We start from the raw sequence: 19381 nt of genomic DNA, 5'->3' as shown, positions 1-19381 counted from the left end.
TATTTCCTTTGTTATCAGCCGACGCTGTGTTCAAGGCTAATCGCCAGTAATTTTTGCGCTTCTACGGCAAACTCCAGCGGCAGCTCTGAGAAGACATCCTTACAGAAACCGTTAACGATCATCGAGATGGCATCATCTTCGCTGATTCCGCGCTGCAGACAGTAGAACAGCTGATCTTCGCCGATACGGGAGGTGGTCGCTTCGTGCTCAAGCTGCGCGCTGTTATTACGGCATTCTACATACGGGAAGGTATGCGCCCCGCTGTCCGGGCCAATCAGCATGGAGTCGCACTGGGTGAAGTTGCGCGCGTTGGTCGCGGTGGGCATGATTTTGACCAGGCCGCGATAGCTGTTCTGGCTGTGGCCGGCTGAAATCCCCTTCGAGATAATCGTCGAACGGGTGTTTTTGCCGATATGGATCATCTTGGTGCCGGTGTCCGCCTGCTGGTGGCCGCTGGTCAGCGCTACCGAGAAGAACTCGCCAATGGAGTTATCGCCGCGCAGAATACAGCTCGGATACTTCCAGGTGATCGCCGAGCCGGTTTCCGACTGGGTCCACGACATTTTGCTGTTCTCGCCTTCGCACAGGGCGCGCTTGGTCACGAAATTAAGGATCCCGCCGGTATTATTGTCGCCGGGGAACCAGTTTTGCACCGTGGAGTACTTCACCTCGGCATCTTTATGAATGATCACCTCCACCACCGCCGCGTGCAGCTGGTAGCTATCGCGTACCGGCGCCGAACAGCCTTCGATATAGCTCACGTAGCTGCCTTCGTCGGCGACCAGTATGGTGCGTTCGAACTGGCCGGTCTTCTCGGCGTTGATGCGGAAATAGGTCGACAGCTCCATCGGGCAGCGCACGCCTTTGGGCACATAGATAAAGGTGCCGTCGGAGGCTACCGCCGCGTTAAGGGCGGCAAAGAAGTTGTCGTTACCCGGTACCACGGTGCCGAGGTATTTCCTGACCAGTTCAGGGTGATCGTGAATCGCTTCGCCGAAGGAGCAGAAAATAATCCCCTGCTCCGCCAGCTTTTCGCGATAGGTGGTCGCCACGGAAACCGAGTCAAAAATGGCGTCGACGGCCACCTCCCGCCCTTCGCGAACCGGTACGCCGAGAAGGTTAAACGCCTCTTCGACTTCGCTGGTCAGAAATGCGCTGGACCCCGTTTGCTGTAGAGCTCCCGGCTCAGAAGCGCAGGCGTCATCGCAGTTGCCGCAGGAGGGCGCTGAGTAATAGCTGTAATCCTGATAATTCAGCTTGTCGTAGTGCGCTTTCAGCCAGTGCGGCTCTTCCATTGCCTGCCAGGCCTTGAAGGCGTTCAGACGAAACTCCAGCATCCATTCTGGTTCATTGCGGCGTGCAGAAATCGCCCGAACCACCTCTTCATTTATGCCTTTCGCCAGCTCATCGGTCTGTAGCTGGGTAAAAAAGCCCTCTTTATAGTTGAGTGGCCCGCCGCTCCAGGTTTTGACATCGTCAGTTGCTTCAGTATTACGAGACATAGTTACTCCGCCTGAACGCCAAAACTTTCGCCGCAGCCGCATTCGTGCTGCGCTTTGGGGTTATGAAATTTAAAGATCTGGTTTAAACCTTCGCGGACGTAGTCGAGCTCGGTGCCATCGATAAACGGCATGGCCTGCAGCGGCGCCCACAGTTTCGCGCCATCGCGCTCAAAAAGCAGATCGTCCTGCGCCGGTTCAGCGATGAGTTCGAGAACGTAGCCAAAGCCGGCGCAGCCGCTGGTTTTAACGCCCAGGCGTAGCCCCTGCTTGTCGGGTTGTTTGCTGACCAGTTCGCGAATATGGGCGGCGGCGGCTGGGGTCATCGCCAGGCCGCGCCAGCTGAAATCTTCGGGATTAAAAGTTCCTGCATGTGAATCCATCGCTCTACCTCATAGGTTGACGCCATCAGGGCATACCCACTATGTTAGTGATAATGATTATCACTTCAACCCATCCGGAGAAGGGGTATTGTCCCCGCCGGCTCATTTCTTGCGCTTTTTATAAGCATAGACCCTGTGCTCGGCGTTTTCAGCCTGCGAATTTCTGTTTTAATATATTGAAAAATAATAAGATATTGACGTTTGGCGCGCTTAATTGCAGGCAATGGCAAAGATGTATCGAAAATACCGATTTATAAAATAGGCGCGGGAAAAAGCACTTTTCATCTACTTGCTGGACATTCAATGAGTTACACGCTTCAGGCCGCAACAAGCCAGCGTGCCGGCAGCAAAATCATCTGACAGCACATTGAGATAAAGCCATAGCGACGGATCGCCTGCAACCGATAATGAAAATACCCCACTACCACTGATGATATATTTTCTGGCATATTTATCTTCAATGGATATTTCGCTGATCCTGCAACGAATATAACCAGCGTGATCTTCGGCGTTTAACTCATTGATTTAAGGATTATCATGAATAATGTCATTCTCAGCATCATCGCGAAAATTTCAGCGATGGATGCAGAAAACAAGCAGCTTGCTGCGCAGGTTGAGGCCCAGTCGCTGCTGATAAGCGCATTGATGCTTGCCATTGGCGAGGAAGGAGGGGTCGCGGAGCTGGTTGGGAATGTGACCAAAGCAATTAACTCGGTGCTTGAATCATCGGAAGATATTCTTAAATCCGACGCTGAGCTTCTGCTGACTAAATTTCAGGAGCAAATAGCGCTCACGCAATTGATTAATACCCACGAAGATAAAATTAATCAAGCCGCACTCGGCGGCGGAGAGGCGACCAAAGGCAAACGCGTGGACTAAGCGGAGCCCTGCTTCCAGCGAAGTCCTGCCGCCTGTTCGTCGCGTCGGCGTCCACCGTGGCATCGGTTGATGCCGCGCTGCGCATAACGAGGCGCGGCGGCCAATAAACGGTATTAATATTTTCTTCACGTGCGTATCCGGCGGGACGATGGCATTTGCCTCCCATTGCCCCTCTGGCTCCCGCGCCGCCTGATGCGCCACTCGACCAACATGCCAAATTGAGACGCTGTTTGCCCCCTCACTAACGCGAATCCATTCATGCAACGAAACCTATTCGTTTTCATTATAAGTGCTGTCATTTCACAGAAATAAAGATTTATTCAGTGCCGGCTGGCTCCTGTAGAATGCGCTGCTAAATTTCCTTCATCTTTTCACGCAATGTCGCAACGGCGACCAATCGGGAACCTGTGTTGTACTGAACTATGGATATAGAAACAGATGTCATGTCGATGTGTATGGTCGTCCTGTTAATTATTAGCGTTTTGCTCGATTAACCCCATTTCCCCCTTAAATTTCGTAAGCCTCACCGTCGCGGACAGGCTTTCACATTCGTGAAGAAATAAGGAGATTCATAGGATTCGCCCACCGTGGGATTGTTTGCCAAAAGCGTTGCCTCTAAGCTTTTATCGACATACTTATGAGGTAACAAAAATGAAAAAAACTATCATTGCGCTCTTCGCCGTCGTTTCGATTACCGTCACCAGCGCATTCGCCGCCGATGCAGAGAAAGCCGAAACGCCCTTACCGGCGGCTGAGGCGCATAATGCTGGCCATCCCCCCTTCGAGCTGACTCAGGGTTATGGCCCAATGCCTTTCCCTGTGCCGCCGAAAAAACCGGTTATTTTCTCCGCCACCGTAGCCACCGATAATCCGGTCGAAACGATCAATAAACTCACGCCGCTGATTCCAGCCAGCAAAGCTAAACATTATGAAGTGCGCGTTGAAGTCGTGCCGGTCCCCGATATGCCCGCGCTGTAAGCGCGCATCGTGGTAATAGAATGAAAGAGGGGAAATTAAACACTCGGACATTTTAGAAGTATTAAAAAGGCTGCCGACAATGGCGGCAGCCTCTGCACTTTATGGCGTTGCTGGTGCGGTTAGCTTCTGATCTTACGGTAGATGAAGAGTACGACCAGCGCACCAATCACCGCGACGACAAAGCTGCCGAAATTAAAACCGTCGACCCGGCCAAAGCCGAAGAAAGTACTAATCCAACCCCCGACAACTGCACCGATGACACCGAGAATTACGGTAACGATAAACCCGCCGCCGTCTTTCCCCGGCATAATCCACTTGGCTAAAATACCGGCAATAAGCCCAAAAATGATCCATGAAATGATACCCATAGCTAACTCCGTCCTCTTGTTACCTTGTAAATTCTGGTATTAAAAATATTAGCATAAATATTAACGATGTTTGATAAATTTATATTTAACATGGATGAGCTTGTCATATCAAAGATAATGGTCTACGCGCTAAAGATGTCGCACAAATAAGCGACCAAAAAATATAAAAGGTAGAAGGCTAATAATCCCTGGTGAGCAGCAAAGTTAAGCCAGGACTTTTCTTATAAAGCGTTAACATTGGGCCTGGTTAAATCTCAATACAAATAACAGTGCAAACCGGCAGCTAGCGGATATAGCGTAGGTACGTTCAGCGGTGATGAAGGATGGCAGGTAATAAGTATTAAGGGGGAAATCTTCCCCCTTAATTGACTTAAATTACGGCTGTGGTCAACCGCGACGAACAGCAAAGACGCCCCTGCTCATCAGTAATGTCGATCTGCCACACCTGGTGACGGGAGCCGACGTGCAGCGCCCGGCACACGCCGCGAACCCTCCCGCTGCGCACCGAACGTATATGGTTGGCATTGACCTCCAGACCGACCACCTTCTGTTCGCCTTCGCTGCACAGGTAGCCCGCCACCGAACCTAACGTTTCCGCTAATACCACCGATGCGCCGCCGTGCAGCAGGCCAAACGGCTGATGGGTACGGCTGTCTACCGGCATGGTCGCGGCGATGGTCTCGTCGGTCATGGCCTCGAAGCGTATATCCAGCAGGCCGACCATGTTCCCGTCGCCCATCGCATTCAGTTGCTCCAGCGTGCTGTAACGTTTCCAAATCATCCCATAATCTCCAGTAGCGCCTGCAGCGGATGGCGTACGCCGCTGCCTTCAATACGCTTCACCTGGCTACGGCAGGAGTAGCCGGTGACCAGACAGCGGTTGCGCGGCAGGCGCTGCATCGCCTGCTGCCAGGAGAGCGCGTAGATGGCCAGCGAATTGGCGTGATTCTTCACTTCATGACCGTAGGTCCCGGCCATACCGCAGCAGCCCACGTTAACGTTTTCCAGCTTCGCGCCAAAGCGTGCGAAGATATCCGCCCACTGCCGGGTAGAAGCGGGAAGCGCCGTCACCTCAGTACAGTGACCAAACAGATACCACGACTCGCCGCCTTGATCCTGCGCTGCGGTTTCCGTCAACGCCTGCGGCAACCATTCATGCACCAGCATCACGCGAAAATCGCCGCGCTTGTCACCCAGCACCTGGTTGTATTCATCGCGATAGCAGAGCACCAGCGCCGGATCGACACCCACCATCGGCATGCCGAGCTGGGCCACGCGGTTAAGGAAGTCGGCAGTTTTCTGCGCGGTGCGCGCGAATCGCGTCAGAAAGCCCTTAATATGCTGCGCCTTGCCGTTGGGAGAGAACGGCAGCAGCACCGGCTGGTATCCCACTTTCTCGATCAGGCGAACAAAGTCGGCAACCACCTGCGCATCGTAATAGCTGGTGAAGGGATCCTGAACCACCAGCACCCTCTTCGCCCTCTGCTCAGGGCTCAGCGCTTCCAGCTGTTCCAGGGTGGTATTCGCCGAACGGTGGCCGACCATCTGCTGCTTCAACGATGGGACGGAAAGCAGCGGAAGATCAACCATACCAATATGCTTTTCCGATAGCTTGCGCATCCACGGCTGATTGATAAAGAAGTTGAAGGTCTTTGGCGCATGCGCCATCAGCGGCGCGTAGGATTCAACCGTCGCCACCAGATGGTCGCGAACCGGGCGCAAATAGCGGCTATGGTAAAGTTGCAGGAAACGCGAACGGAACTCCGGAACGTCGATTTTAATCGGACACTGGGTCGAGCAGGCTTTACAGGCCAGACAGCCGGACATCGCCTCTTTAACCTCATGGGAGAAATCGTACTCGCCTTTACGTGCATGCCAGCTATTGCGGGTACGCTCCACCAGAGTACGCAGGCTGGCGCGTTTTTCCGGCAGATCTTTTTCCAGCTGATTGGGGTCGATGCCGCGGTCCGCCAGCAGGCGCAGCCATTCACGCACCAGCGTTGCCCGCCCTTTCGGCGAGTGAATACGGTGGTTGCTGACCTTCATCGACGGGCACATCGGGCTTTTGGCATCAAAGTTGAAGCACAGGCCATTGCCGTTACACTCCATCGCGCCGCGCCACGAGCTGCGCACGGCGATGGGGATCTGCCGATCGAATGTCCCGCGCTTGACCGCATCCACCTTCATCATCGGCGCATCAACGCCTTCCGGAGGACAGATTTTACCCGGGTTCAGACGGTTATCCGGGTCAAACGCGGCTTTAATTTTGCGCAGTTCGCCGAACAGCTCTTCGCCGAAGAATGCCGGACTGTATTCAGCGCGAAAACCCTTGCCGTGTTCCCCCCACAGCAGACCGCCGTACTTAGCGGTTAACGCGACCACGTCATCGGAGATCCGCTTCATCAGCATCTCTTGCTGCGGGTCACACATATCCAACGCCGGCCGCACGTGCAGCACGCCGGCATCGACATGACCAAACATACCGTAGCTCAGCCCGTGGCCGTCGAGCAGCTCACGGAATTCAGCAATATAATCGGCCAGGTGTTCCGGCGGCACGCAGGTATCTTCGGCGAAAGGTATCGGTTTGGCGGCCCCTTTGGCATTCCCCAGCAGCCCAACCGCTTTTTTCCGCATCGCGTAGATGCGCTCGACGCCGTCCAGCTCGTGACAAACCTGCCAGCCGATTACGCCTGCCTCGTTGCGTGCTATCAGTTCATCCAGGCGCTGACACAGGGTCGTCACCTGGCCGTCAATCAGTTCGGCGTCATCACCGGCGAACTCGACGATATTCAGCCCCAGCATTTCCTTATCCGCAACGTCGGTAATGAGCTCGCTAACCGAATGCCAGACAATATCCTCCCGCGCCAGATTGAGCACCTTCGAGTCGACCGTTTCGACCGAAAGCGCCTTCGCTTCCACCATAAACGGCGCGTTGCGCAGCGCAGAGTTAAAGGAATCGTACTTAACGTTGACCAGCCGGCGCACTTTCGGCAAACGGGTGATATCCAGCCGCGCTTCGGTAATAAACGCCAGCGTGCCTTCGGAACCGGTCAGGATTCGGGTCAGATCAAATTCGCTCATGTCGTCGTTGAACACGTGGCGCAGATCGTAACCCGTGAGGAAACGGTTAAGTTTCGGGAATTTATCGATAACCAGCTGCCGCTGCGCTTTGCAGCGTTGATATACCGTGCGATAGATCCGCCCGATCGCCGACTGTTCTGCGCCCAGGGTTTCCGCCAGCGCCGCCGGGATTGGCTGAGTGTCAAGAATATCGCCGCCGATCAGCACCGAGCGCACCCCGAGTACGTGATCGGAGGTTTTACCGTAGACCAGCGACCCCTGCCCGGAGGCGTCGGTGTTGATCATCCCGCCAAGCGTGGCGCGGTTGCTGGTCGACAGTTCCGGGGCAAAAAAGTAGCCGTGCGGTTTAAGAAACTGATTAAGCTGGTCCTTAATGACCCCCGCCTCCACCCGCACCCACCCTTCTTCGGGGTTGATTTCAATAATGCGGTTCATATAGCGGGACATATCGACGATGATCCCGGCGTTCAGCGCCTGGCCGTTCGTGCCGGTGCCGCCTCCGCGCGGGGTAAAGATCAGCGTTTTAAAACGCTCTTCCGCTGCCAGTCTTGCCAGCAGAGCCACGTCTGCCGTGGAACGGGGGAATAAAATCGCATCCGGCAACAGCTGATATACACTGTTATCAGTTGCCATCGTTAGCCTGTCGGCATAGCTGGTGGCGGTATCGCCGGTAAAACCCTGTTGCTCCAGTACCTGCAAAAAATTCAGCACCAGTTGAACGACACCTGGCGCTTGAGAAATCTGTGGGATCATGACGCTCGACCCTGCCTGACTATGTTGTGTTGTAAGTGATTAATCGTTTGCGTGACGCACCCAACTTTTTATCACATTTTTTTCATATGCGCCCGCCAGAATTAAGGGCAAAATCAGGCGCGCGAACTTATTGATATTATTATCAGTACATGGAATTACGCTGCGTCAGCCTTTTGACGCGACTGCAAAGGTAAAATTTCACTATGATTAACCCCAATCAGCCCCGGGATATACCGCAAGTTCTGCTGTCGGTGCTGTTTTTGTCCCTGATTATTATTTCCTGTCTGTGGGTCGTTCAGCCATTTATTCTGTCATTTGCGTGGGCCGGTACGGTGGTCATCGCGACCTGGCCGGTACTTTTGCGCCTGCAGAGCCTGCTTTTCGGCAAACGCTCTCTGGCCGTACTGGTAATGACGCTGCTGCTTTTTTTACTCTTCGTTATTCCTATTGCGCTACTGGTCAATAGTCTGGTGGACAACAGCGTGCCATTAATAAAAGTGGTGACCAGCGGCAACTTTACCCCGCCGGATCTGGCGTGGCTGAATACGGTTCCGCTGATCGGCGATAAGCTGTACACCGGCTGGCATAATTTGCTGGAGATGGGGGGCACGGCGATTATGACTAAAATTCGTCCTTATCTCGGCACCACCACCACCTGGTTTGTTGGTCAGGCGGCGCATATCGGCAAGCTGCTGGTCTACTGCGGTCTTATGCTACTGTTTAGCGCGCTGCTGTACTGGCGCGGTGAACAGGTCGCCTATGGTTTCCGCCACTTCGCTACCCGTCTGGCCGCCAAACGCGGCGACGCGGCGGTGATCCTCGCCGGTCAGGCAATTCGCGCCGTGGCGCTGGGAGTGGTCGTGACGGCCCTGGCCCAGGCGGTGCTCGGCGGTATTGGTCTCGCGGTCAGCGGCGTGCCCTACGCGGCGCTGCTCACCGTGGTGATGATTTTTACCTGTCTTGTCCAGCTGGGGCCTTTACTGGTTCTGGTACCGTCAATTATCTGGCTCTACTGGAGCGGCGATACCACCTGGGGTACCGTACTGCTGGTGTGGAGCTGCGTAGTGGGCACCATGGACAATTTTATCCGCCCGCTATTGATTCGTATGGGCGCCGACCTGCCGATGATTCTGATCCTTTCCGGCGTTATCGGCGGTCTGGTGGCGTTCGGCATGATTGGCCTGTTTATCGGGCCGGTTCTGCTGGCGGTCTCCTGGCGACTATACGACGCGTGGGTTAACGAAGCGCCGCCGCCGCCGAAAGATCCCGATCTGGTGCTTGAGGAGCTTAGCGAGCTCAATACCCGAGCCTCGCAGGATAAATAAGTCAACGGGCGGGGGAACCCGCCTTTTGCCATTGCGCCTTGACCGCTGTCGGGCACACCGCCCTCAAATATTAAGAAACACTAATATATTCCTCACAACAGTCCGCATTCCTCTGCCCACTAACCACATTTGCTTCGCAGATTCTTTACCTTAATTTAACTATTGAGAGGAATCCGATCGACGCAAAAAGCCTCAGTGCCTAGTATTAGCTCACGGTTATAAATCAATGCCTTGATTTATAAGCATGGAAATCCCCTGAGTGAAACAACGAATTGCTGTGTGTAGTCTTTGCCCATCTCCCACGATGGGCTTTTTTTTGCCCGTACGCTGACGGCTGAAACAAAAAATCCCCGCCATTGCTGACGGGGATTGCGCATTTTGTTTAGCGAAAAACTTACTTATTCAGCTCCGCCAGGCCAAGCCAGGTTTGCACCACGGTATCCGGATTGAGGGAAAGGCTATCGATTCCCTCTTCCATCAGCCAGGCGGCAAAATCTTCATGGTCTGACGGACCCTGCCCGCAGATACCGACGTATTTACCCTGTTTCTTCGCCGCGCGGATAGCCATCGACAGCAGCGCTTTCACCGCGTCGTTACGCTCATCGAACAGCTCGGAGACCACGCCGGAGTCGCGATCCAGACCCAGCGCCAGTTGCGTCATATCGTTGGAGCCAATGGAGAAACCGTCGAAGTATTCGAGGAACTGCTCAGCCAGCAGCGCATTCGATGGGATTTCACACATCATAATCAGCTTGAGGCCGTTCTCGCCGCGCTTGAGGCCCTGGCGCGCCAGCTCTTCAACCACCGCTTTTGCCTGCGCGACGGTACGAACAAACGGCACCATGATTTCGACGTTGGTCAGGCCCATATCGTTACGCACGCGTTTCACTGCTTCACACTCCAGCGCGAAGCAGTCACGGAAGCTTTCGGAGACATAGCGGCCGGCCCCGCGGAAGCCCAGCATCGGGTTTTCTTCTTCCGGCTCATAACGCTCGCCGCCGACCAGGTTGGCGTATTCGTTAGATTTGAAGTCGGAAAGGCGCACGATGACCCGTTTCGGGAAAAATGCCGCGCCAAGCGTCGAAATACCCTCGGTCAGGCGACCGACGTAAAACTCTCTCGGCGAGTCGTAACCTTTCATCAGCTCGCGGATTTCGTTCTGCAGACCCGATTCCTGATCGTCAAACTCCAGCAGCGCGCGCGGGTGAACGCCGATCATCCGGTTGATAATAAACTCCAGACGCGCCAGGCCCACGCCTTCGTTCGGCAGGCAGGCAAAGTCGAAAGCCCGGTCCGGGTTACCGACGTTCATCATAATTTTCAGCGGCAGATCCGGCATATCGCCGACGGTGGAACTCTTGACGCTGAAGTCAAGAATTTCGGCATAGACGTAGCCGGTATCGCCCTCGGCGCAGGAGACGGTTACATTCTGGTTTTCCTGGATGCGATCGGTGGCGTTGCCGCAGCCCACTACCGCCGGGATCCCCAGCTCACGCGCGATAATCGCCGCATGACAGGTCCGCCCGCCGCGGTTGGTGACGATCGCCGCCGCTTTTTTCATGATCGGTTCCCAGTCCGGGTCGGTCATGTCGGTCACGAGAACGTCGCCGGGCTCGATACGGTTCATTTCGCTGATATCATGAATGACTTTCACCGGACCCGCGCCGATGCGGTGGCCGATCGCGCGCCCTTCCGAAATAATCTGCCCTTGCGCATGGAGGGTATAACGCTCCATCACCTGGCCGCGCGAACGGACGGTTTCCGGACGCGCCTGGACGATAAACAGCTTACCGGTATGGCCATCTTTCGCCCATTCGATATCCATCGGGCGGTTGTAGTGCTTCTCGATTTGCACCGCCTGCTGGGCCAGCTCCTGCACTTCCGCGTCGGTCAACGAGAAAACGTCGCGCTGCGCCTGCGGCACGTCTTCGATACGCACCTGCTTGCCGTGCTCCTGAGTTGGAGCATAAACCATGCGGATCTTCTTCGACCCCATGGTGCGGCGAACAATCGCCGGCCGTCCCGCTTCCAGCGTCGGTTTATGGACGTAGAACTCATCGGGGTTCACCGCCCCCTGCACCACCATCTCGCCAAGCCCCCAGGCGGAGGTGATAAACACCACCTGATCGAATCCGGATTCGGTATCGATGGAGAACATTACGCCGGATGATGCCAGATCGGAGCGCACCATCCGCTGTACCCCGGCGGATAGAGCCACGCCGCGGTGATCGTAACCCTGATGCACGCGATAGGAAATGGCGCGATCGTTAAACAGCGAAGCAAACACGTGCTTCACCGCGACGAGCACGGCGTCAAAGCCCTGCACGTTAAGGAATGTCTCTTGCTGACCGGCGAAGGAGGCATCCGGCATATCTTCCGCCGTTGCGGAGGAGCGCACGGCAAAGGAGGCCTCAGCGTCATCGGCGGACAGCTGGGTATACGCGTCGCGAATCGCATTTTCCAGTTCGCTCTGGAACGGCGTATCAATGATCCACTGACGGATCTGCGCGCCCGCTTTCGCTAATGCGGAAACGTCGTCAATGTCGGTTTCATCCAGCAGTTCATAGATGCGCTGGTTCACGCCGCTTTGGTCCAAAAACTGATTAAAAGCATCAGCGGTGGTGGCAAACCCGTTCGGTACGGACACACCCATACCTGACAGATTTGTAATCATTTCACCAAGGGAGGCATTTTTGCCCCCAACCCTGTCTACATCATTCATGCCGAGTTGGTTATACCAAAGCACCAGCGGTGACGAGCCATTGTTGGACATCGAGACAATCCTTTTGTGATTTAATACCAGTGATAAATAATTCACGATCGACTACGGGATTTATCCTGACATAATTATGCCGTTGAAAAAAACGGTGAATCGTTCAAGCAAATTATTTTTTCGTTTTTAGGATTCTTTTCCGGATATAGCTAAGCCAATGATTCTTCTAAAATCTGATGAAATTTGATACAAAAGATACGCAGTTGCGAAAAATGAACCAACCTTTTCATTAAAAATAAAAATAGCGTTTCACTTTTTAAATTTGAGACAAAGCCTGGAGTGATATGCTTAAATTTAATATCTGCTTTCAGCTAATTAAACTCTTTATACCGGATGGTCAAAATGGAAAGTGCTGTAGATCGCCACGTATTTTATATTTCCGACGGTACCGCTATTACGGCGGAAGTTCTGGGTCATGCGGTCATGTCGCAATTCCCGGTAGCCACCAGCAGCGTAACCCTGCCGTTTGTCGAAAATATCAGCCGCGCGCGCGCCGTGAAGGAACAAATTGACGCCATTTTCCAGCAGACCGGTATTCGACCGCTGGTGTTCTATTCCATCGTGCTGCCGGAGATCCGCGAGATCATCGTGCAAAGCGAAGGCTTTTGTCAGGATATTGTTCAGGCGCTGGTGGCCCCCCTGCAGCAGGAGCTACGCCTGGACCCGACGCCAATCGCTCACCGCACCCACGGCCTGACCCCGGGTAATTTGAACAAATACGACGCGCGTATCGCCGCTATCGACTACACCCTTGCTCATGATGACGGGATTTCGCTGCGCAACCTCGATCAGGCCCAGGTGATCCTCCTCGGCGTTTCGCGCTGCGGGAAAACGCCTACCAGCCTGTACCTGGCGATGCAGTACGGTATCCGCGCCGCCAACTACCCGTTTATCGCCGATGATATGGACAATCTGATTCTGCCGGCATCGCTTAAGCCGCTCCAGCACAAACTATTCGGCTTAACTATCAATCCGGAGCGGCTGGCGGCCATCCGCGAAGAGAGACGGGAAAACAGCCGCTATGCTTCTATGCGCCAGTGCCGGATGGAAGTCACCGAAGTTGAAGCGCTGTATCGCAAAAATAAAATCCCTTGCCTGAACAGTACCAATTACTCCGTTGAAGAGATCGCCACCAAAATCATGGATATTATGGGGCTAAGCCGCAGAATGTACTAACACACTAGTACGATATCAAAAATTTGTTTATGCTATCACCCGTGGCCTATACAGGATCATGCCCTGCTCTTGCAATAAGCAGGGATTGGTTTATCGTGATGCGCATCACTTCCCGGCATTTTCGCCGCGGAAGAAACAGATTTTTGAGACCCCAATGAATAAAACAGACGAATTGCGTACCGCGCGCATTGAAAGCCTGGTAACGCCCGCGGAACTGGCGCAACGGCACCCCGTGTCCCCCGATGTTGCCGCCCACGTTTCTGCTTCGCGCCGCCGAATCGAAAAAATTCTCAACGGTGAAGATCGCCGCCTGCTGGTAGTGATCGGTCCCTGTTCCATTCACGATACTGATGCGGCGATGGAGTATGCGCGCAGACTGCAGGGTATGCGCGAACGCTATCAGCCGCAGCTGGAAATCGTGATGCGCACCTATTTTGAGAAGCCCCGTACGGTGGTTGGCTGGAAGGGGCTGATCTCCGACCCCGACCTGAACGGCAGCTACCGGGTGAATCACGGCCTTGAACTGGCGCGTAGCCTGCTGCTGCAGGTGAACGAGCTCGGCGTCCCCACCGCTACCGAGTTTCTCGATATGGTGACCGGACAGTTTATTGCCGATTTGATTAGCTGGGGCGCTATCGGCGCGCGTACAACCGAAAGCCAAATCCATCGCGAAATGGCCTCTGCGCTCTCATGCCCGGTGGGCTTTAAAAACGGTACCGATGGTAATACCCGTATCGCCGTTGATGCCATCCGCGCTTCCCGCGCCAGCCATATGTTCCTGTCGCCGGATAAGCAGGGCCAGATGACCATCTATCAGACCAGCGGGAATCCGTACGGCCATATTATTATGCGCGGTGGTAAAAAACCGAATTACCACGCTGCCGACATCGCCGCCGCCGGAGAAGCGCTGGCAGAGTTCGACCTGCCGGAACAACTGGTGGTGGATTTTAGCCACGGTAATTGCCAGAAACAGCATCGCCGTCAGCTGGAAGTTTGCGCCGATATATGTCAGCAGATCCGCTCGGGCTCGAACGCAATCGCCGGGATCATGGCCGAAAGCTTCCTTAAGGAAGGTACGCAAAAGGTCGTTGCCGGCCAGCCGCTGACCTGGGGACAATCGATTACCGATCCCTGCTTGAGTTGGGAAGACAGCGAACGGCTGCTGGATGAATTAGCCGCCGCAACCGCCACCCGCCTCTAGTCCCCTTCCCCGTCGCGATCGCGGCGGGGAGATTTTTCTCGCCAATGTCCGGCCGGACACCTGCTAAATCTGGTAAAGCGTTAAATAAAGCTTGCCGTCAAAAACAACATTATTGATAATGATTATCATTGTTGCCTTGATTTTTATTTTTAGTGCTATGACGCGTATGGATAACACTGCCACAGCAGAAAAAACAAAAGACAATGCCCCGTATCCCGTTCCGACGGACAAAGAGATAAGCAGCCGGACATTATTAGGCAGCGAAGGACGGGTAGTGATTGAACATGGCGGTCAGCGCTATCTGCTGCGTCAGACTCATTCGGGCAAGCTGATCCTGACCAAATAATGCTCCCCGCCGGAAGAGGCAGGGAGAATGGTGATTAGCTCGAGCAGCTCACTTCAAGGCGCTTTCCCCAGTCCGGAGGACGCTGGCTATACTCATCCGTGCGATCGACAAAGGGCTGAGAAAGTGCGCTATGCAGACGTTCCAGTTCACGCATATCCCCCTGCTCTGCCTGCTCAATGGCTCGTTGAGCCAGCCAGTTGCGCAGCACGATAGCCGGATTCACGCTGCGCATTTGCGCCTGCCTTTGCGCATCGTCAATCTGTTCATCGCGCAAGCGCGCGCGATAAGCGGCAAACCAGCTATCGAACCTCTCACGATCAATAAATTCGTCGCGCAGCGGCGTGGCGGCGCTCTCCTGCTCGCTAAGGCTTAGCATCCGGAAGGTCCGCGTATAGTCGCTGCCCTCGCGCTCCATCAGAGAAAACAGGCCGTCCAGCAGCTCGTTATCCCCTTTTTGCTGGGTCAATAATCCCAGCTTGTCGCGCATACGCCGGCCATATGCCGTCAGCAGCGCGTGCTGGTAGTCATCCAGCGCGCCGTTCAGCGCTTCCGCGCTGATAAACGGCGAGAGCGCTTGCGCCAGGCGCTGCAGATTCCATAGTCCTACCGCCGGCTGATGATCAAAGCTATAGCGCCCCTGATAGTCGGAATGATTGCAGATAAAGCCAGGCTGAAAATCATCAAGGAAGCCGTACGGGCCGTAATCCATCGTCAGTCCGAGGATCGACATATTATCGGTATTCATCACCCCGTGGGCGAAGCCGACCGTTTGCCAGCTGGCAATCATCTCCGCGGTTCGGGTGACAACATCCCTGAACCACACAATGTATTTATCCGCTTCATTTTGCAGATGAGGCCAGTGGTGGCGAATCACATAATCCGCCAGCAGCTGTACTTTTTGCGGCTCGCGGCGATAGTAAAAGTGCTCAAAATGGCCAAAACGCACGTGGCTTTCCGCCAGGCGCATCAGCATTGCCCCTTGCTCGACGGTTTCGCGGTACACCGGCGTATCGCTGGCGACCATTGCCAGAGCGCGGGTGGTGGGAATACCCAGCGCATGCATCGCTTCCGAGGCCAGCCCTTCGCGGATCGTTGAGCGCAGCACCGCCCGCCCGTCCCCCATGCGCGAATAGGGTGTCAGCCCGGCGCCCTTCAGGTGCCAGTCAACGCGGCGGCCATCGGCCAACTGCTGTTCGCCAAGCAGAATACCGCGCCCGTCGCCGAGCTGTCCGGCCCACGAGCCGAACTGGTGGCCGCTGTAGACCTGCGCCAGCGGCGACATCCCCGGCAGCAGCGCTTCGCCGCCCCATACGCCAGCGCCCTTGTCCAGGTTAAACAACGACTCGGGAATGCCCAGCTCTTGCGCCAGCGGCGCGTTATGCCAGACAAGGCGCGCGTTCTCCAGCGGCGTGGGGGCTAATGCAGTGTAAAAATCCGGCAGTTCATCACGCCAGTGGGTAGTAAAAGACAGGGTCATGTTTCCTCCTGCCTTCAGTGTAGTGCCTTCAACAAATTATTAACACGGGGCGAGTGCGGGGTTATTGCAATAATAAGCCGCACGGGGATTTAGCACGCTTCTGCCATTGCCCGGTAGCGTACCGGGAAGAGACGCGGATCGGCTGGTCTAATTTGGGGGGGATAGCTGAATCGGCAAGCATGGAGCGCTATCTCTCAGCCGCTTTGCCATGATGAGCAGGGAGACAGGGGCTCCCTGCTCATTAGCTAACGTTAGATCCTGCGCGCCTGCCAGAAATTTTTATGCCAGTAGACATTATCCAGCGATGAACGCGTGACGCCCTGGCTGGTGGAAGCATGAATAAACTGGTTATCCGTGTCGTAAATACCGACGTGCAGACCGCTCTCGCCGGATCCGGTTTTAAAGAAGACCAGATCGCCGGGCAGCAGTTCGCTTTTATCGATTTTAGTGCCGATTTCCGCCTGTTCGCGGGTTTCGCGCGGCAGCTGTAACGCAAATTTATCGCGAAACGTCATCAGCACGAACCCCGAGCAATCAACGCCGCGCGGCGACATTCCGCCGTAGCGATACGGCGCTCCCCGCCAGTTCCTTAACTGCTCATTCAGGTTGGCAACGACGGTAATCGAATCAGCCAGCCGCGGATTTGGCGGCGGTGCACGGTGACTGCTACAACCCGCGAGAAATAACGCAACGCACAAAACGAGCCAGAAACGCATCTCAGACGAATCCTCTGTTCCCTATCCGGTTATCGGAATAATTTACCTTGTTTATCAATTCGCTGGCAAGCTGACTGCGTGCTACTGTGACGCAACGAGCATAAGATGACCCGCCACCTCAACCCGCTGAAACTCCATGGCATAGGCAGCGGTTAAATTCTCCTCGCTTAACACCTCCGCGGTGCTGCCGCAGGCGATAGTTTGCCCCTGACAGATAAGCCAGGAGCTGTGGGCGTGCCGGAGAGTATGATTAAGATCGTGGCTGCTCATGACGATGGCAATGCCTGATGCGCAGAGATCGCTAAGCAGTCGATCGAGCGCGGCCTGCTGCGCCACGTCCAGGCTGTTCATCGGTTCATCCAGCAGTAGCAGTTGACCGGACGCGTTAGCCTGACGATGAATCTGCAGTATCACCGCCGCCAGGCGCACGCGCTGCCACTCCCCACCGGAGATGTGATTCACCTGACGTCCAAGCTTATCGCCTAAGCCCAGCTTCTGCGCAATGGCCGTCAGGAGTCCGTTTTGCGCCTCGTTCTGCAGATGCAGCGATAGGTAATGCCAGACCGGCATGGCGAAAGGCGGCATCTGGTGCTGGCTTAAGTAGGCGCGATGACGCGCCAGCTCCTGCGCCGGCCAGTCATTCAGAAGACGTTCATTCAGTCTTACCTGCCCCGGGCCGGTAGAGAGCCCCGCCATACGTGCCAGCAATGTGCTTTTCCCCGCCCCGTTTGGCCCCACCAGATGAATAATCTCTCCCGGTCTGATATCGGCTGAAAACGGCGCCAGCCGTCCAGGCTCTTCGACATCCTGTAGCTGCATCAAAAACGGCATTATTTCGCTAATGCTCCTTTAATAGCGGCCACCAGCTGCGGGTCATCCGGCGTCATATCCGGAGAGAAACGACCGATAACCTGGCCGTCGCGGCCAATCAGGAATTTTTCAAAGTTCCACAGAATGTCGTCGACATACAGCGGCGCGCGGCCTTTACTGGCCATGCGTTCATAGAAACCGCTGCCTGCTGGAGCAACGGCCTGAGGCGCCGCCGCAATCAGCTTTTGATACAACGGCGCGCGATGTTCGCCGTTGACGTCAATTTTGCTGAACATCGGGAAGGTCACGCCGTAAGTCGTACTGCAGAACGTTTTAATCTCCTCTTCGCTGCCCGGCTCCTGCCCCAAAAACTGGTTGCAGGGAAAGCCCAGCACGCTGAAACCTTCGCTTTCTAAATCCTTTTGCAGCGCTTCCAGTTGCTCATACTGCGGCGTCAGGCCGCATTTTGACGCAACGTTAACGATCAACAGCACTTTGCCTGCCCACGGAGCAAGCGTTGTTTTCTCACCATCGATAGTGGTGACATCAGTATTAAGAATATCGTGTTGCATAGCCTTCCCTCAGTGAATAAAACCGGTGACTGCTTCAGGTGATCTCTATCTACTGTAGCGGATTCAGACCAGGGCATTCTACCTGGAATCGCCCTGGAGTGTCTCTTGATGTAACAGGCTGCGCAACATGAATTCATCTCAACACCGGTACAGAGCAATTCAGTGTACAGTGGTGAATGGATGTAATAGCATTTCGTTAATTGTTAATTTGAGAGAGTTTTATTGATGAAAAAGATGTTTAGCACCGTGTTAATTGCGGCCTCCGTCGCGCTGTTATCGGCCTGCTCGCCGGATGAAGATAATAAAGTTAAAGTCGCGATCAATACCGGGCCGGATGAGGCTATCTGGAAAGTCGTAGAACAGGTGGCTAAAGAGAAATACAACCTCGACGTGGAGGTCATCTCTTTTAATGATTACGTCCTGCCGAACGAAGCGTTAAACAATAAAGACGTTGCTGCTAACGCCTTCCAGACGCTGCCTTACCTTGAAGCGCAATCAAAAGAACGCGGCTATAAGTTTGCGATTGTCGGTAAAACCTTCGTCTTCCCGATCGCCGCTTACTCGAAGAAAATCAAAAATATTAGCGAACTGCCTGACGGCGCGACGATCTCCATTTCTAACGAAACCACCACCCTGGGCCGCAGTTTGCTGTTGCTACAGGCGCAGGGCTTGATCAAGCTGAAAGACGGGACAGGCTACCTGCCGACGACGCTGGATATTATTGATAATCCTAAACAGCTGAAGATTGTGGAAGTCGACACGCCGCAGCTGACCCGTACGCTTGACGACCCGAACGTCGCCCTGTCGATTATTAATACCAATTTCTCCGCGCAGGCTGGTCTGTCCGCCGCTCGCGATGGGTTATTTATGGAGGGGCCGGACTCTCCGTACGTCAACGCCATTGTTGCGCGCGAAGATAATAAAGACAGTAAAAAAGTTCAGGAACTGAAAGAGGCCTTCCAGACGCAAGCCGTTGCCGACAAGGCAGCGGAAGTCTATAAAGGCGATGCGATTAAGGGCTGGTAATGGATCGGCCGCATACAG

General features: G+C 54.7%; 17 protein-coding genes and 1 other RNA gene. 8 read left to right on the top strand and 10 right to left on the bottom strand.

From position 1 onward, the window contains the following. Positions 1-14: 14 nt before the first annotated feature. Entirely contained in the window at positions 15-1502 is a 1488-nt protein-coding gene (gene sufB / locus K2184_RS01825) for a Fe-S cluster assembly protein SufB (RefSeq protein WP_004102919.1), read from the bottom strand. Positions 1503-1504: 2 nt separating this feature from the next. Beyond that, the gene (sufA, locus tag K2184_RS01820) at positions 1505-1882 is read right to left on the bottom strand and encodes a Fe-S cluster assembly scaffold SufA (protein WP_004102921.1); all 378 of its coding nucleotides are present in this window, start codon (positions 1880-1882) and stop codon (positions 1505-1507) included. A gap of 537 nt (positions 1883-2419) precedes the next feature. Between sufA and iraP the strand changes: the two genes are divergently transcribed. Together iraP and K2184_RS01810 are read left to right on the top strand one after the other, a co-directional pair. Next, positions 2420-2761, top strand: coding sequence for an anti-adapter protein IraP (gene iraP, locus K2184_RS01815; RefSeq protein ID WP_004102923.1), 342 nt, complete (start codon positions 2420-2422; stop codon positions 2759-2761). Between the two features lie 651 nt (positions 2762-3412). Next, a complete protein-coding gene (locus tag K2184_RS01810) occupies positions 3413-3739 on the top strand; it encodes a hypothetical protein (protein ID WP_004102933.1) in 327 nt (108 codons plus the stop codon). A 119-nt stretch (positions 3740-3858) separates the two neighbouring features. Here the strand turns inward: K2184_RS01810 and K2184_RS01805 are convergent, their stop codons facing one another. The 3 genes from K2184_RS01805 to ydiJ all read right to left on the bottom strand — a co-directional run bounded on the left by K2184_RS01805 (position 3859) and on the right by ydiJ (position 7941). Further along, entirely contained in the window at positions 3859-4107 is a 249-nt protein-coding gene (locus K2184_RS01805; protein ID WP_004102935.1) for a GlsB/YeaQ/YmgE family stress response membrane protein, read from the bottom strand. A 370-nt stretch (positions 4108-4477) separates the two neighbouring features. Further along, positions 4478-4888, bottom strand: a complete 411-nt coding sequence (gene menI / locus K2184_RS01800; protein ID WP_064397646.1) for a 1,4-dihydroxy-2-naphthoyl-CoA hydrolase — start codon at positions 4886-4888, stop codon at positions 4478-4480. Beyond that, the gene (gene ydiJ, locus K2184_RS01795) at positions 4885-7941 is read right to left on the bottom strand and encodes a D-2-hydroxyglutarate dehydrogenase YdiJ (RefSeq protein WP_053064976.1); all 3057 of its coding nucleotides are present in this window, start codon (positions 7939-7941) and stop codon (positions 4885-4887) included. Before ydiJ ends, menI begins: the two co-directional genes overlap by 4 nt. Before the next feature lie 203 nt (positions 7942-8144). Here ydiJ and ydiK point away from each other — a divergent pair, with 203 nt between their 5' ends. Together ydiK and rprA are read left to right on the top strand one after the other, a co-directional pair. Then, complete coding sequence (gene ydiK / locus K2184_RS01790; RefSeq protein WP_004113594.1) at positions 8145-9266, top strand: AI-2E family transporter YdiK; 1122 nt, start codon at positions 8145-8147, stop codon at positions 9264-9266. A gap of 212 nt (positions 9267-9478) precedes the next feature. Beyond that, positions 9479-9586: antisense sRNA RprA (gene rprA, locus K2184_RS01785), an RNA gene on the top strand. A gap of 74 nt (positions 9587-9660) precedes the next feature. Here rprA and ppsA read toward each other — a convergent pair. Further along, entirely contained in the window at positions 9661-12039 is a 2379-nt protein-coding gene (ppsA, locus tag K2184_RS01780; protein WP_163525723.1) for a phosphoenolpyruvate synthase, read from the bottom strand. Between the two features lie 342 nt (positions 12040-12381). Here ppsA and ppsR point away from each other — a divergent pair, with 342 nt between their 5' ends. From ppsR to hemP, 3 genes are all read left to right on the top strand, one after another. Continuing rightward, the gene (gene ppsR, locus K2184_RS01775) at positions 12382-13215 is read left to right on the top strand and encodes a posphoenolpyruvate synthetase regulatory kinase/phosphorylase PpsR (RefSeq protein WP_017145691.1); all 834 of its coding nucleotides are present in this window, start codon (positions 12382-12384) and stop codon (positions 13213-13215) included. A gap of 154 nt (positions 13216-13369) precedes the next feature. Then, a complete protein-coding gene (aroH, locus tag K2184_RS01770; RefSeq protein WP_004102944.1) occupies positions 13370-14416 on the top strand; it encodes a 3-deoxy-7-phosphoheptulonate synthase AroH in 1047 nt (348 codons plus the stop codon). 166 nt (positions 14417-14582) lie between these two features. After that, positions 14583-14762 (top strand): hemin uptake protein HemP, encoded by a 180-nt coding sequence (hemP, locus tag K2184_RS01765; RefSeq protein WP_160886036.1) that lies wholly within the window; start codon positions 14583-14585, stop codon positions 14760-14762. A 34-nt stretch (positions 14763-14796) separates the two neighbouring features. On the opposite strand, the gene selO is transcribed toward hemP, so the two are convergent. From selO to K2184_RS01745, 4 genes are all read right to left on the bottom strand, one after another. Then, entirely contained in the window at positions 14797-16239 is a 1443-nt protein-coding gene (gene selO, locus K2184_RS01760) for a protein adenylyltransferase SelO (RefSeq protein WP_023321178.1), read from the bottom strand. Positions 16240-16490: 251 nt separating this feature from the next. Continuing rightward, positions 16491-16955, bottom strand: coding sequence for an NlpC/P60 family protein (locus K2184_RS01755; protein ID WP_004102948.1), 465 nt, complete (start codon positions 16953-16955; stop codon positions 16491-16493). A gap of 81 nt (positions 16956-17036) precedes the next feature. Continuing rightward, positions 17037-17786 carry a vitamin B12 ABC transporter ATP-binding protein BtuD gene (btuD, locus tag K2184_RS01750; RefSeq protein ID WP_004113605.1) on the bottom strand — a complete coding sequence of 250 codons (750 nt, stop codon included), beginning with the start codon at positions 17784-17786 and terminating at the stop codon, positions 17037-17039. Then, a complete protein-coding gene (locus K2184_RS01745) occupies positions 17786-18337 on the bottom strand; it encodes a glutathione peroxidase (RefSeq protein ID WP_004102953.1) in 552 nt (183 codons plus the stop codon). The genes btuD and K2184_RS01745 overlap by 1 nt, the downstream gene beginning before the upstream one ends. A gap of 225 nt (positions 18338-18562) precedes the next feature. On the opposite strand from K2184_RS01745, the gene K2184_RS01740 reads away from it, so the two are divergent. Then, positions 18563-19363 (top strand): MetQ/NlpA family ABC transporter substrate-binding protein, encoded by an 801-nt coding sequence (locus K2184_RS01740; protein ID WP_017145687.1) that lies wholly within the window; start codon positions 18563-18565, stop codon positions 19361-19363. Positions 19364-19381 lie beyond the last annotated feature (18 nt).

This window comes from Klebsiella sp. K5-306, assembly GCF_051835185.1.
Classification (GTDB): Bacteria; Pseudomonadota; Gammaproteobacteria; order Enterobacterales; family Enterobacteriaceae; genus Klebsiella; species Klebsiella oxytoca.
Note: the sequence above shows the minus strand (reverse complement) of the source record. Positions and strands in the feature narration are given on the sequence as shown.

What these genes read in the sequence shown, in the direction of transcription:
- K2184_RS01805 (WP_004102935.1), bottom strand. Translation starts at nt 4,107, where the DNA reads ATGGGTATCATTTCATGGATCATTTTTGGGCTTATTGCCGGTATTTTA.
- btuD (WP_004113605.1), bottom strand. Translation starts at nt 17,786, where the DNA reads ATGCCGTTTTTGATGCAGCTACAGGATGTCGAAGAGCCTGGACGGCTG.
- menI (WP_064397646.1), bottom strand. Translation starts at nt 4,888, where the DNA reads ATGATTTGGAAACGTTACAGCACGCTGGAGCAACTGAATGCGATGGGC.
- K2184_RS01755 (WP_004102948.1), bottom strand. Translation starts at nt 16,955, where the DNA reads ATGCGTTTCTGGCTCGTTTTGTGCGTTGCGTTATTTCTCGCGGGTTGT.
- iraP (WP_004102923.1), top strand. Translation starts at nt 2,420, where the DNA reads ATGAATAATGTCATTCTCAGCATCATCGCGAAAATTTCAGCGATGGAT.
- sufB (WP_004102919.1), bottom strand. Translation starts at nt 1,502, where the DNA reads ATGTCTCGTAATACTGAAGCAACTGACGATGTCAAAACCTGGAGCGGC.
- selO (WP_023321178.1), bottom strand. Translation starts at nt 16,239, where the DNA reads ATGACCCTGTCTTTTACTACCCACTGGCGTGATGAACTGCCGGATTTT.
- ydiJ (WP_053064976.1), bottom strand. Translation starts at nt 7,941, where the DNA reads ATGATCCCACAGATTTCTCAAGCGCCAGGTGTCGTTCAACTGGTGCTG.
- ppsA (WP_163525723.1), bottom strand. Translation starts at nt 12,039, where the DNA reads ATGTCCAACAATGGCTCGTCACCGCTGGTGCTTTGGTATAACCAACTC.
- hemP (WP_160886036.1), top strand. Translation starts at nt 14,583, where the DNA reads ATGGATAACACTGCCACAGCAGAAAAAACAAAAGACAATGCCCCGTAT.
- aroH (WP_004102944.1), top strand. Translation starts at nt 13,370, where the DNA reads ATGAATAAAACAGACGAATTGCGTACCGCGCGCATTGAAAGCCTGGTA.
- sufA (WP_004102921.1), bottom strand. Translation starts at nt 1,882, where the DNA reads ATGGATTCACATGCAGGAACTTTTAATCCCGAAGATTTCAGCTGGCGC.
- ydiK (WP_004113594.1), top strand. Translation starts at nt 8,145, where the DNA reads ATGATTAACCCCAATCAGCCCCGGGATATACCGCAAGTTCTGCTGTCG.
- K2184_RS01810 (WP_004102933.1), top strand. Translation starts at nt 3,413, where the DNA reads ATGAAAAAAACTATCATTGCGCTCTTCGCCGTCGTTTCGATTACCGTC.
- K2184_RS01740 (WP_017145687.1), top strand. Translation starts at nt 18,563, where the DNA reads ATGAAAAAGATGTTTAGCACCGTGTTAATTGCGGCCTCCGTCGCGCTG.
- K2184_RS01745 (WP_004102953.1), bottom strand. Translation starts at nt 18,337, where the DNA reads ATGCAACACGATATTCTTAATACTGATGTCACCACTATCGATGGTGAG.
- ppsR (WP_017145691.1), top strand. Translation starts at nt 12,382, where the DNA reads ATGGAAAGTGCTGTAGATCGCCACGTATTTTATATTTCCGACGGTACC.